General features: G+C 58.3%; 16 protein-coding genes. 8 read left to right on the top strand and 8 right to left on the bottom strand.

The window, feature by feature from the left end:
• The first annotated feature begins 74 nt into the window (after positions 1 to 74).
• Positions 75 to 578 (top strand): heme-binding protein, encoded by a 504-nt coding sequence (locus tag WCY31_RS08375; RefSeq protein WP_345972032.1) that lies wholly within the window; start codon positions 75 to 77, stop codon positions 576 to 578.
• An 8-nt stretch (positions 579 to 586) separates the two neighbouring features.
• On the opposite strand, the gene queA is transcribed toward WCY31_RS08375, so the two are convergent.
• The 4 genes from queA to hemW all read right to left on the bottom strand — a co-directional run bounded on the left by queA (position 587) and on the right by hemW (position 4,085).
• Positions 587 to 1,630, bottom strand: a complete 1,044-nt coding sequence (gene queA / locus WCY31_RS08370; protein ID WP_345972031.1) for a tRNA preQ1(34) S-adenosylmethionine ribosyltransferase-isomerase QueA — start codon at positions 1,628 to 1,630, stop codon at positions 587 to 589.
• The gene (gene tatC, locus WCY31_RS08365) at positions 1,584 to 2,381 is read right to left on the bottom strand and encodes a twin-arginine translocase subunit TatC (protein WP_345969344.1); all 798 of its coding nucleotides are present in this window, start codon (positions 2,379 to 2,381) and stop codon (positions 1,584 to 1,586) included. Before tatC ends, queA begins: the two co-directional genes overlap by 47 nt.
• A gap of 104 nt (positions 2,382 to 2,485) precedes the next feature.
• Entirely contained in the window at positions 2,486 to 2,920 is a 435-nt protein-coding gene (tatB, locus tag WCY31_RS08360; protein WP_345972030.1) for a Sec-independent protein translocase protein TatB, read from the bottom strand.
• A 109-nt stretch (positions 2,921 to 3,029) separates the two neighbouring features.
• Entirely contained in the window at positions 3,030 to 4,085 is a 1,056-nt protein-coding gene (gene hemW / locus WCY31_RS08355; protein WP_345972029.1) for a radical SAM family heme chaperone HemW, read from the bottom strand.
• Positions 4,086 to 4,257: 172 nt separating this feature from the next.
• On the opposite strand from hemW, the gene WCY31_RS08350 reads away from it, so the two are divergent.
• The 6 genes from WCY31_RS08350 to WCY31_RS08325 are packed head-to-tail and all read left to right on the top strand — an operon-like array spanning position 4,258 to position 9,851.
• Entirely contained in the window at positions 4,258 to 4,728 is a 471-nt protein-coding gene (locus WCY31_RS08350; RefSeq protein ID WP_345969341.1) for an RNA pyrophosphohydrolase, read from the top strand.
• A gap of 1 nt (position 4,729) precedes the next feature.
• Positions 4,730 to 5,941, top strand: coding sequence for an aspartate kinase (locus tag WCY31_RS08345; RefSeq protein ID WP_345969340.1), 1,212 nt, complete (start codon positions 4,730 to 4,732; stop codon positions 5,939 to 5,941).
• A gap of 6 nt (positions 5,942 to 5,947) precedes the next feature.
• The gene (locus tag WCY31_RS08340; RefSeq protein ID WP_231018472.1) at positions 5,948 to 6,496 is read left to right on the top strand and encodes a HobA family DNA replication regulator; all 549 of its coding nucleotides are present in this window, start codon (positions 5,948 to 5,950) and stop codon (positions 6,494 to 6,496) included.
• The gene (locus tag WCY31_RS08335) at positions 6,489 to 7,112 is read left to right on the top strand and encodes a DNA polymerase III subunit delta' (protein WP_345972027.1); all 624 of its coding nucleotides are present in this window, start codon (positions 6,489 to 6,491) and stop codon (positions 7,110 to 7,112) included. Before WCY31_RS08340 ends, WCY31_RS08335 begins: the two co-directional genes overlap by 8 nt.
• Entirely contained in the window at positions 7,102 to 8,244 is a 1,143-nt protein-coding gene (gene folP / locus WCY31_RS08330; protein ID WP_345972026.1) for a dihydropteroate synthase, read from the top strand. The genes WCY31_RS08335 and folP overlap by 11 nt, the downstream gene beginning before the upstream one ends.
• Positions 8,245 to 8,264: 20 nt before the next feature.
• A complete protein-coding gene (locus WCY31_RS08325; protein WP_345969337.1) occupies positions 8,265 to 9,851 on the top strand; it encodes an inorganic phosphate transporter in 1,587 nt (528 codons plus the stop codon).
• 6 nt (positions 9,852 to 9,857) lie between these two features.
• On the opposite strand, the gene WCY31_RS08320 is transcribed toward WCY31_RS08325, so the two are convergent.
• Positions 9,858 to 10,397, bottom strand: a complete 540-nt coding sequence (locus tag WCY31_RS08320) for a peptidylprolyl isomerase (RefSeq protein ID WP_345972025.1) — start codon at positions 10,395 to 10,397, stop codon at positions 9,858 to 9,860.
• A 71-nt stretch (positions 10,398 to 10,468) separates the two neighbouring features.
• Between WCY31_RS08320 and WCY31_RS08315 the strand changes: the two genes are divergently transcribed.
• Positions 10,469 to 10,978, top strand: a complete 510-nt coding sequence (locus tag WCY31_RS08315) for an outer membrane beta-barrel protein (protein WP_345969335.1) — start codon at positions 10,469 to 10,471, stop codon at positions 10,976 to 10,978.
• A 2-nt stretch (positions 10,979 to 10,980) separates the two neighbouring features.
• On the opposite strand, the gene msrB is transcribed toward WCY31_RS08315, so the two are convergent.
• The 3 genes from msrB to WCY31_RS08300 form a co-directional block, all read right to left on the bottom strand.
• Positions 10,981 to 11,373: a peptide-methionine (R)-S-oxide reductase MsrB gene (gene msrB / locus WCY31_RS08310; protein ID WP_345972024.1), complete on the bottom strand. Its 393-nt coding sequence runs from the start codon at positions 11,371 to 11,373 to the stop codon at positions 10,981 to 10,983.
• A gap of 142 nt (positions 11,374 to 11,515) precedes the next feature.
• Positions 11,516 to 11,800, bottom strand: coding sequence for an HU family DNA-binding protein (locus WCY31_RS08305; RefSeq protein ID WP_231018465.1), 285 nt, complete (start codon positions 11,798 to 11,800; stop codon positions 11,516 to 11,518).
• 335 nt (positions 11,801 to 12,135) lie between these two features.
• Complete coding sequence (locus WCY31_RS08300; RefSeq protein WP_231018463.1) at positions 12,136 to 12,381, bottom strand: helix-turn-helix domain-containing protein; 246 nt, start codon at positions 12,379 to 12,381, stop codon at positions 12,136 to 12,138.
• Between the last annotated feature and the right edge of the window lies 1 nt (position 12,382).

Genomic DNA, 12,382 nt, shown 5'->3' with positions numbered 1-12,382 from the left:
TGTGCGCCATTTTACCATTTTCGCGTTCCTACCGCTCTGCTATAATCGATGCCACACTATGCAAAGGAGTGCTTATGAAAATCGCAACCATCTTGGGCGTATTGACACTGCCCGCTTTTCTGCTCACCGCCGCCGACGTCGTCCGGATCGAACGCATGGATCTCGGCCTCGCCTCGGAGGTCGCCAAGCGCGCCGTCGAGGCCTGCCGGCAGGAGGGGTACTGGGTCAGTGCCGTCGTCGTCGACCGCAGCGCCAATGTCCAGGTGGTGATGCGCGACACCTATGCGGCGCGTTTTACGATGCAGATCGCCGAACAGAAAGCCAACGCGGTGATCATGGCGGGGACGGACACGACGACATTTGTCGCCAACCGCAGCGATATCCGCAATGAGCTGAACAACATCGACGGGCTGATTATGATGGAAGGGGGGCTTCCGGTGAAATCGGGCGACACCCTTATCGGTGCCGTCGGCGTCAGCGGTGCACCCGGAGGCAAGTTGGATGCCGCCTGCGCGGCAAAGGCCCTCGCATCGCTCAAGGAGCGGCTGGCGTTCGCCTTGATGGATGACGACGAGTAGGGAGGGACTTAGAGGATCAGCATCGCGTCGCCGTAGCTGTAGAAACGGTAGCGTTCCCGGATCGCTTCGGCATAGAGTTCGTGGGTCTTTTCCAGTCCGACGAAGGAGGCGACAAGCATCAGCAGGGTCGATTTGGGCAGGTGGAAATTGGTCAGCAGGTGGTTGACGCGCTGCGGCGGGTTGCCGGGGTGCAGAAAGAGGTTCGCTTCGCCCCCGGTTTCCCGGGTGCGGACGTAGTACTCGACGGTGCGGGTCGAGGTCGTGCCGACGCAGAGCAGGGGCAGGTCGCCGTCGATGAGGGCCTTGGCATTGTTTGGGATCTCGTAGTACTCCGAGTGCATCGGGTGGTCGGTGATGATCTCCGCTTCGACGGGTTTGAAGGTACCGGCGCCGACGTGTAGCGTGACGTAGGCGTGGGGGTGGTGCGCGCAGACCGAGGCGAAGAGTGCGTCGGTAAAGTGCAGCGACGCCGTCGGCGCGGCGACGGCGCCTTCGTTTTTCGCGAAGACCGTCTGGTACTCCACGGCGTCTTCGTCGTTGTCCTCACGCTGGATGTAGGGGGGCAGCGGCAAATGCCCGATGATATCGATGATCGGCAGGAGGGCTTCGAAACGCAGCTTCTCCCCTCCGCGCTCAAACGTAACGGTGCGGCTGCCGTCCTCGTGCAGCTCCTCGACGACGGCCTCGAGCTCCTGTCCGAACAGCAGACGGCTGCCTGCTTTCATCTTCCCCCGGATATAGACGCTGACCCGGTAGGCGTCGAGGGGGCGGTTGATGAGGAGTTCGACCTTTCCGCCGCTCTCTTTTTTTCCGAAAAGGCGGGCCTTGATCACCTTGGTGTCGTTGAAGATGATACCGCACCCCTCGGGCAGGAAGGCCTCGATCTCATCAAAGCGCGTGTGGGTGAGCGTGTCGGTTTTGCGGTCATAAACGAGCAGCCGCGCATGGTCGCGCGGCTGGGCCGGGTGGACGGCAATAAGCGCTTCGGGGAGGGTGAAGTCGTAACTAGACGTTCTGAGGGGCAACGGCCTCTTCCTCGTCCTCGTCGTCATCTTCATCATCCTCTTTCGGTGCGGGGTTGACCATTTTGACGATGAGGATGGAGAAGCCGTACAGCACGATCAGCGGACCGGCCATCAACAGCTGCGTCAGGACGTCCGGCGGCGTGAGCAGGGCGGCGACGATAAAGATGAGGACGATGGCGTATTTGAAGAACGCCGTCATCTGGCGGTCGTCGACGAGGCCGAGCAGCGCCAGGAAGTAGGCAAAGACCGGGAGCTCGAAGGCGAGGCCGAAGCCGAACATGATCTTCGTAAAGAAGCCGACGTAATCCTCGATGTTGATCAGCGGGGTGAACTTGAAGCTACCGAAGGTGATAAGGAAGTCGAACCCGAAGGGGGTGACGATGTAGTAGGCGAAGGCGACGCCGACGACGAACATCGTCGTCCCGCCGAAGACGAAGGGGAGGATCATCTTCTTTTCGTTCTCATAGAGGCCCGGGGCGATGAAGAGCCAGATCTGCCAGAGGATGACCGGCAGCGCGCCGAGAATGGCCGCAAAGAAGGCGACTTTCAGCGCGACGAAGAAGGCTCCGCCGACCTGGTTGGTCGTTACCATACCGTTGGCGGCGTTGACGGACTTTTTGCCGACTTCGATCAGGGCGTCGTTGAGGGGGTGGATCATCCATTCGAGGATCGGCTCGTGAAAATAGAACATGATGAAGAACATGCCGATCAGTGTCAGGACGGAGATGCCCAGGCGTTTACGCAGCTCTACAAGGTGGGGACGCAGTTCGTCAAACATTCTCTTCTCCATTAGCCGCTGTTGCACATGCAGCGTCAGCGGAATTCCGCGGCGTAGCGAGGACAGAACAAGTAAAACGGCTTGCCCCGGTCAGGGCAGAAAAGTTACGCATTCTCATTGTCCTCATCGGTACTCTCTGTACTTTTTTTCTTTTTGCTGAAGGTGACGACTTCCGGTTTTTTGGCATCCGGGGCGGCTTCGGCTTTAGGCTTTTTGGGGGCGGGGGATTCTACCGTCGTCGTTTCGCCGGCCATGTCGATAACGGCGTCAAACTCGTCGGTCAGTTCGGTAAAGGCGCTCGCCTGGCTCAGTTTCTCTTTCTCTTCGAGCAGGTTGTCCTTGTAGCTGTTCACTTCGCGCTTGATGTCGTCGACATGCAGCTCCTCCTCGATAGAGGCCTTGGCCGAGGCCAGCGTACGCTTGGCGCTGCGGAAGAAACGGGCGATATCGACCATGGTCTGGGGCAGTTTGTCCGGTCCCAGAAACAAGATGGCGATAATAGCGATGATGAGGATCTCTGAAAATCCCATTCCGAACATGGCGTTTCCCGTCAGGGTGCTGCTGCGGATAGCGGCGGCTCTCCCGTTAGATAAATTTATGATCCGGGATTATAGCACAGGAGGTTTAAGGGGAAGCGAATGGGCGCGCTTACCCCTGGAGGTAGAGGACGATCTCGTCGCTGAGCAGGTAGTCTGTGTTGTAAAAGCGGCCGGCCTCACAGCGCAGTTTCCCCTCCGCTTCAAGCCAGCGGGCGCGTTGCAGTTCCTCCGGGTCGAGCAGTGCCTCGGGGATGCCGACGACGGAGCGCAGTCCGAGGAAGAGGCGTTCGGTTTTGACCGCGTCCGCATCAAGGGGCTCGGTGGTGCGAAAAAGGGGATCGGCGATGTAAGCCTCAACGTCGCGGTGGGGGTAATAGCGGACGTTGTCGATGCAGCCCACGGCGCCGGCGCCCAGCCCGATGTAGGGCTTGTACTCCCAGTAGCCGAGGTTGTGGCGGGAGCGGTAGCGGCCGAAATTGGAGATCTCGTACTGCGTGAAACCGTGCGTTCTGATGCGTTCGAAGAGCCATGAGGTCAATGCCAGTTTTTCGTCGGCGACCTCCGGGGTGGCGGAGAAGGGGGTTCCCTCCTCGATGGTGAGGGCGTAGGCGCTGAGGTGGTCGACGGGGAGGGCGAAGGCCTGTTCCAGGTCGTGCTCCAGCAGCGGTTTCGTATCCCCGGCGACACCGTAAATGAGGTCGAGGGAGAGGTGCTCGAATCCTGCGCCCTGTGCCGCCGTGACGGCACTCACCGCCTGGTCGGGGGTATGGGCGCGTCCCAGCCGCTTCAGCTTCTCCGGGTCGAAACTCTGGACGCCGAAACTGATGCGGTTCACTCCGAGCGCTTTCATGCCCGCCAGCCACTCGGGTGTCGCGCTGTTGGGGTTGGCCTCGCTGGTGATCTCCGCACCGGGTTTCAGGTAGGGACGGAGCCGTGCAAAGAGCGGGGCGTAGAGCTCCGGCGCGACCGTCGAAGGGGTGCCGCCGCCGATAAACAGGGTCTCGAGGCTCTCCGGTGCCAGGTCCAGCCGTTCAATCTCTTCTTCCAGCTGCCGTCCGAGCGCCGCCATGTAATCGCGCCGCAGCGCGAACTTGTCGACATAGGAGTTGAAGCTGCAGTAATGGCACTTGCTGTCGCAAAAAGGGATATGGACATATAAAAGCATGCCGCATTGTAATCCCTTGGACGTTAGCCGCGGTTGAGCCGGGCAAAAAACAAGCACGATTTAACCGCGCTTGCCCTATAATACGCGCATTGAAAAAAGCGGGCACTTCTCATAACCCTACCCGGTTTGCGCTGGGGTTATTAGAGGTGCTCCAAAACGAGTAAAGAGGCCTATGGAATCCGTCAAACCCTACCGTCCGAACGTCGCGGCGATCATTGTCCCGCCGGAGTACCCGGAGGTCAAGCAGATCTTTATCGCCGAACGCAGCGATATCAGCGGCATCTGGCAATTCCCGCAGGGGGGTATCGACCGGGGAGAGTCTCCCGAAGAGGCGCTGATCCGCGAGATCGAAGAGGAGATCGGTACGAAAAAGGTGGAAGTCGTCGCCGAGTATCCCGATTGGCTTGCATATGATTTTCCGGAGCACGTCGCGGAGCGCATGCGCCCCTATTGCGGGCAGACACAGCGCTATTTTCTCGTACGCCTCAAGCACAAGGCGAAGATCAACCTGGAGACGAAACATCCGGAGTTTATCGATTACAAGTTCATCGAGATCGATGCACTGTATGACTACGTTGCACACTTCAAGAAACCGATCTACGAGAAGGTGATCGGCTATTTTAAAGCAAAGGGGTATCTGTAAGATGCTGATTGTTCAGAAATACGGTGGTACGAGCGTCGGTGACCTGGAGCGCATCCAGAACGTCGCCAACCGCGTTGCCAAAACGGTCAAAGAGGGGAACGACGTCGTCGTCGTCGTTTCGGCGATGAGCGGTGAGACCAACAAGCTGGTCTCCTACGCCGAACACTACAGCGACAACCCCCAGCGCGAAGAGGTGGATATGCTGCTGAGCTCCGGTGAGCGGGTCACGGCGGCGCTGCTCTCCATCGCGCTGAACGAAATGGGGCTGCCGGCCGAATCCATGAGCGGCCGCCGCGCCGGGATCGTGACCGACACGGTCCATACGAAAGCGCGGATCGAGCACATCGACCCGACGCCGATGCGCCGCGCAATTGGCGAGGGCAAGGTGGTCGTCGTCGCGGGCTTTCAGGGTGTCAACGAGCAGGGGCGCGTCACGACGCTCGGCCGCGGCGGCAGCGACCTCTCCGCCGTGGCGATTGCCGGGGCGCTCGAAGCGGATCTCTGCGAGATCTATACGGACGTCGACGGGATCTATACGACCGATCCGCGCATTGAGCCGAAGGCGAAAAAGCTGGAGAAGATCTCCTACGACGAGATGCTCGAGCTCGCATCGCTCGGCGCAAAAGTCCTGCAGAACCGTTCGGTCGAACTGGCCAAGAAACTTAACGTCAACCTCGTCACCCGTTCGAGCTTTTCGGATGCCGAAGGGACATTGATCACAAAGGAAGAGAACATTATGGAAAAACCATTGGTTAGCGGTGTGGCGCTCGACCGTAATCAGGCGCGTATCTCACTCGGAGGCGTTGTCGACCGTCCCGGCATCGCTTCCGATATTTTCGGCAAGCTGGCATCGAACAACGTCAACATCGACATGATCATCCAGACCCTTGGGCATGACGACTCGACGAACCTGGACTTTACGGTCCCGATGAATGAACTCGGCGATGCGAAAAAAGTCGTCGAGACCTTTATCGAAGAGGGCGAGATCAAAGAGGCCAGCTACGACGAAAAGATCTGCAAGGTCTCTATTGTCGGCGTCGGCATGAAATCGCACACGGGCGTTGCCGCGAAGGCGTTCAAGTCGATGGCGCAGGAGAACATCAACATCATGATGATCTCCACTTCCGAGATCAAGGTCTCCATGGTCATCGATGAAAAGTACGCCGAACTGGCGGTACGCGCGCTTCACAGCGTTTACGAACTGGAGAAGTAAACCCCTATGCAGTCGTTCATGAAATGGATGCTCGAGACCATACGCTCCGAGGGGGCGTCGTTCAACTGGGTCGAAGAGAACCGTTTCGAATGGACGGCCTCCACCATGCTCGCCGTGTCGCAGATTGTCACGGGAAAGACGATCGTCCTGGTGACCGACCGCAAGCGCAAATGGTTCCAGCACTACATCTCCTCGACGATCAACCAGCTCTCCAACGACCGGCCGATGGTGCCGCTGATCAGCCTGGACCGGATCTACCCGGAGTTCGATGAGATGACGAGCGGCGACGCGATGGATATGCTCGCCGACATGCTCGACCTCTCCTTCGCGGGCAACTACTTCTTCTGGTACGTCGGCAAGGGGAGCGATCCCCGCTCAGAGATCGCCAAGCGGGCGGACAACAGCTGCCTCTGGCTCCTCGACGAAGAGTTCGGCCACGCGATGAAGCTGCGCTCTTTCGACCCCTACCTCGATATCAAGCTCCTGCAGCTCTACCGCCTGTTCGACCTCTCGCTCAACGCGGTCCTTTTCGGGGAGGTCGACGCGGATGAGTAGTTTCGAACGCAGCCACATCATCCTCGCCGAGGAGATCGAGGAGCGCTTCGAGGCTTTCAAAAAGGCGGTGCACCCTAGCCGCGTCGTCGGTTTCGTCCGCGACGATTTCCTCATCGAGGACGCTAAAGCGGTCATCGCCGAAGCCTATATCAGCGAGGCGTCGCTGAAATACGTCGTCCTGGCGGCAAAGCAGTTCAACATCTACTCCCAGAACGCCCTGCTCAAACTGCTTGAAGAACCTCCCACCAATATCGCCCTCGTCATCATCGCGCCGAGCAAGTCGGTGCTGCTGCCGACGGTACGTTCGCGCCTGCCGATCCTCAACGAGCTCTCCGGCGAAGCGCCGCAGGGGGTGGAGCTGACCCTGGGATCGCTCGACCTGGGGGCGCTGTACGGCTTCGTCACCTCGGTAGGACGGATGGACCGCCACGAGTCCAAGGCGCTGATCGAGCGGCTTTTCTACCAGGCGAGCGTTGTCGAGAAACTTCCGTTGAGCACGGAGCAGCTCGACGCTTTCGCACGGGCGTTCCGGCTGCTGGAAGTAAACGCCCGGCTGCAGAACGTCCTGTTGACGGTACTGATGCCCTTTCTGCCGGAGCAGCGTCGTGCGGGTTGAACGCCTCTCGACGCAGAGCGACATTCGGACGCTGCTGGCGCGTCTCGATGTCGACGCCGGGGGACGGAAGATCCTCGCGGCCAAGGCGGCGCTCCATTTCATTTACATTCGCGACCTGCATGTCGGCGCGGCCAATATCCTCAAACAGGACGCCCTCTCCGTCGGGGCGGACCTGGCAGTGCCCAAGGGGACGATCCTGGCGCAGACCCCGCGGGTCGATGCCCTGCTGCTGGCGACGACGCGGCAGCTTGAAGAGCTTTCCCGCAAGGAGCTGGCCCAGCCCTTCGGGCTCAAGGAGGTGGCCTTCGAGCTGAAGCGTTTTGCCGGGGTGAAAAAGCCCGGAGCGGCGAAGATCATGGGGATCGTCAACACCAACGAGGACAGCTTCTTTTCGGGAAGCCGTTTCAAAGATGCCGCCGCGGTCGAACGGATCGAAACGATGATCGAGGAGGGGGCCCAGATCATCGATCTCGGCGGGGTCTCCTCCCGGCCGGGCTCCGCGGCGGTACCGGCAGAGGAAGAGCTTGAACGGGTGAAGCCCGTTATCGATGCGGCCTACGCCCACCGCCTCTACGAGCGCGCGGACTTCAGCTTGGATAGTTACGCGCCTTCGGTGCTCTCTTATGCCCTGGAGCGGGGATTTACGATCGTCAACGACATTACCGGTCTGGCCGACGACGCGGTGGCGAAGCTCTGCGGCGAATACGGCGCCACGGCGGTGATCATGCATATGCAGGGCACCCCGCAGACGATGCAGTCGCAGCCGGAGTACGACGATCTTTTCGGGGAGCTGGGCGACTTTTTCGAATCCCGCATCGCCAAGGCAAAGGCGTACGGGGTCGAAGAGATCGTGCTGGATGTAGGCATCGGCTTCGGAAAGAGCCTGGAACACAACCTCAAACTTATCCGCGACCTGGAGCATTTCAGACGCTTCGGATACCCGCTGCTCGTCGGGGCAAGCCGTAAGTCGATGATTGCTAAAATTGTTCCCTCCGAACCGTTTGAGCGGTTACCGGGAACGCTGGCTCTGCATCTCGAAGCCGTGCGCAACGGCGCAGAGATCATACGGGTGCATGACGTCAAGGCACATGCTCAGGCGCTGAAGGTTTACGAGGCGCTTTATCACTTATAAACATCAATTGGGGAGAAACGATGGATATTAGAACCGTCAAAAAAATGGAGAAGAAGGCTGTCAAAAGCTCGAAAAACGATTTTACGAAACTGGGGCTGGCCCTCTTTTTCATGGTCGGCGTACTCTTTTACAGCTCGGTAACGCACTCCGGCGTCACCAACAGCCTCTTTCTGGCGATTGCCGCGCTCTTCGGTGCCTACATGGCGCTGAACATCGGGGCGAACGATGTCGCCAACAATGTGGGACCGGCCGTAGGTTCCCGGGCACTGACGATGGGCGGCGCGATCATTATCGCCGCCATTTTTGAAGCCAGCGGGGCCATTATTGCCGGCGGCGACGTCGTCGGGACGATCAAAAAAGGGATCATTGATCCTGCAGCCTTCGTCGATGCCTCCCAGTTTATCTGGGCCATGACGGCGGCGCTGCTGGCCGGCGGGCTCTGGCTCAACCTGGCAACGACGATGGGCGCGCCGGTCTCGACGACGCACTCCATCGTGGGCGGCGTCATGGGGGCGGGGATCGCCGCTTCTGGTTTTGGCGCCGTTGCCTGGGGCACGATGGGTACCATCGCCGCCAGCTGGGTGATCTCACCGCTGCTCGGCGGGGTGATCGCCGCGCTCTTCCTCTTTACCATTAAGAAGACGATGATCTACAAAGAGGATAAACTGAGCGCCATGAAGAAAATGGTCCCGCTCTATGTCGCGGTGATGGGGTGGGCCTTCGTCACCTACCTAATGCTCAAAGGGGTCAAGCATATCGTCAAAATCGATTTTCCGACGGCATTGGGGATCGGATTTGCCGCGGCCGTCGCGATCTATTTTATGGTCAAGCCGATGGTCGCCACGGCAGCAGTGTCGCTGCGCAACCATCGTGACGACGTCAACAAGCTCTTTACGATTCCCCTGATCTTCGCCGCGGCGCTGCTCAGCTTCGCCCACGGGGCGAACGACGTCGCCAACGCCGTCGGTCCATTGGCGGGGATTGCCGATGCCGTGCAGCACAGCGTTATCAGCACCAAGGCGAGTATCCCGATGTGGGTCATGCTCGTCGGCGCCATCGGGATCGCGCTGGGGCTGGCACTCTACGGTCCGAAGCTGATCCGCACCGTCGGCAGCGAGATCACCGAGCTCGACCAGGTCCGCGCCTACAGCATCGCGATGGCGGCGGCCATTACGGTCATCGTCGCATCACAGCTCGGCCTGCCGGTCAGCTCCACGCACATCGCCATCGGCGGCGTCTTCGGCGTCGGTTTCCTGCGCGAATTCCTCTACCATACGAAAGAGGAGGAGCTGATCCGCGTCGAGCGCCGTCAGCTGGCCGAGGATGAGAAGGTCCTGAATGCAATGAACGCCGAGAAGGAGACCCTGGAGGCGAAAGAGGGCAAAAGCCAGGAGGATTACGAGCGTATCGTCCAGCTGTACCAGATGATCGAGGAAGAAGAGGAGAAGATCCGTATTGATAAGAAGCAGCTCAAGCGCGCCGAGAAGATCAAATATGTCAAGCGCGATGCGATCAAGAAGATTATTGCGGCATGGGTGATCACGGTTCCCGCTGCCGCCGTGCTATCCGCCGCGATCTTCTACACGATCCGCGGCATGATGCTCTAAGCGCCGCTACTCGGCGACGCTTGCCTTGAGAATCGTCTGCGCCTCCAGCGGACGGTCCTGTCTGCCTGTGCGGACCCCTTCCAGTTTATAAACAACATCCATCCCTTTGACGACATAACCGAAGATCGTGTAGCCGCCGTTCAGCCAGGGGGCCCCCGCCGTTGTAATAAAGAACTGGCTGCCGTTGGTATTGCGCCCCGCGTTGGCCATGGCAAGGATACCCGGTTTGTCGAAGATGACGTTGGGGGCGTACTCGTTTTTGAAGGGTTTGTGCCAGATGGATTCGCCGCCGCGGCCGGTGCCTGTCGGGTCGCCGCCCTGGATCATGAAACCCTTGATGATACGGTGGAAGATGATCCCGTCGTAGTAGCCTTCTTTGACGTGGGTGAGGAAGTTTTCCGCCGCCAGGGGAGCGAGGTCTTCACGGATCTCGAGTTCGATCGTTCCCTGGTTCGTTTTCAGAAGGACATGGGGGTGTTTGGCCGGTGCGCCGAAGAGGGCTGCTGCAGCAAGAAAGAGGATGGTAAAGGCGAAAAATTTTCGCATAGGCTCTCCTTTTTTTCCGCCATTATATCTCATGGTGCTATAATGCCGGCCATAACAATAGAAAGGACAAAATGATGAAAAAAATTGTATCAGTCGCAGCGGCAGTGCTGCTCTCATCTTCTCTCTACGCCCAGCAGCAGGGCAGTAACGGTTTCTACGTCGGTGCGGGTATCGGTCTCGAAGCGATGCCGAAACATGTCGACGACGGCGTCGGTCTGGCGATCAAGGGCGGTCTGGAGCTTGACACTGTGCTGAAAAACCTCGGCGTGGAAGCGGAGCTGAGTACATCCCTGGTTGCACCGGAGATCAGTAACAGCAACAACAAGATCGATGTCACGACCCTCGGTGTTTATGCGACCTATACGATCGATATCCCGGGTTCCGCCTTCAAAGTCCGCCCGAAATTCGGTCTCATTCTCCCGAACCTCGGCGACGAGCTTCACTCACGCGGCGATCTGGCGATTTCGGGCGGTATTGCCGGAATGTACGAGCTGAACAACCAGCTGGACCTCTACGTCGAGTATGTCAACACGTCCGAGGCGATGAACAACTACATGATCGGTCTGGCCGTCAACTTCTAAATTCACCCCTCATCGAAGGTCAGGCAGACGGAGTTGATGCAGTAGCGCAGCCCCGTCGGTTCCGGACCGTCGGGAAAGACATGCCCCAGGTGGGCGTCACAGCGCGCGCACCTTACCTCCACCCTCGTCATCCCTAAACTCGTATCTTTGATCTCGACCAGTGCCTCGTCGCTGTAGGGTTCGAAATAGCTCGGCCAGCCCGTCCCCGAATCGAACTTCGTATCCGAGGTAAAGAGCGGCGCGTCACAGCAGACGCAGCGGTAGACACCGTCGCCTTTGTGCTGGTAGAATTTTCCGCTGAAGGGGGCTTCCGTACCGTGCTCGCGGCAGACGTGGTAGGCTTCCGGCGAGAGCTGCGCACGCCACTCCTGTTCCGTTTTGGTCACTTTTTCCATAGGGTGCCTTTGCATGCATAGATGTTTATGGGCATGAGTGTGCCAGAAGAATCCTGTCTGAAATGGGTTATGAAGGGATTAGAATCAGAAGTTAATGGTTGTATGGGGAAAGCGGGCCGCGGCACGCGGCCGGAGTGAGGAGTTATTTGCCTTCGGCAACGCGGTCTTTGAGACCTTTTCCTGCTTTGAACTTCGGAACCATTTTGTCCGCTGTTGTGTAGCTTTTGTCCGTACCCGGAACCGTACCGCTTTTTCCCTTTTGAAGGGCAGATGTGAAGCTACCGAAACCAACAAGTGTGACATCCTCTTTTGCGACGAGTGCTTCCGTTACCGCATCCGCGAATGCTTTAATGGCAGCTTCTGCCTCTGCTTTAGTTTTGTAGTCACCGTGCTTCTGAACCAGTTCGACAAACTGTGCTTTGTTCATAAAACGCTCCAAGTCATTGAAATATAACACCTCTTGGAGCACGCAATTTAGGGGATTGGCGCTCGCAAAGCTGTTCTGACGGTTACTTTATAGTCTGTTTGCTTAAATTTATCTTCAAGTGATTGATTTTGGGGGGAAATGGGGGGATTTGTCCCCCGGAAGTGCCTATTTTTGGTAGGAAACCCGTTTTTTCAGTAGATGGTGGAAACGAGACTGAATATAAATAAAAATTATATTCTTTATACGGCATAGTTTGGCGCCCCGTGTCGGTTCGCTATCGGAAATTGAATTGAAAACGGACTGCAGATCTTCACGCTCTTTTTGTGTCAATGTCGTCATGAGGCTTCCTCCAATCGGTTGATTTTTCGCACGACCCTGATGATGTCGTCGTCTTCGAGCTTCCCCAGCATCTGCATGACGGCCCTGGCAGCCTGCGGCTTCGCATTGCCCAAACGCCAGTCCTGATAGGTGCGCATGGAGACCCCGAGCAGCGACGCCATCTCTTTTTGAGTGATCTTCTTGCCGTTGCCCTGGGCTTCCACCGCATTGTGCAGAATATTGAAAAGATCGGAGTGTTCCATT

Source organism: Sulfurimonas sp. HSL3-1 (assembly GCF_039645995.1).
GTDB lineage: Bacteria > Campylobacterota > Campylobacteria > Campylobacterales > Sulfurimonadaceae > Thiomicrolovo > Thiomicrolovo diazotrophicus.
The sequence above is the reverse complement of the archived record's forward strand: the minus strand, read 5'-3'. Positions and strand labels throughout refer to the sequence as shown.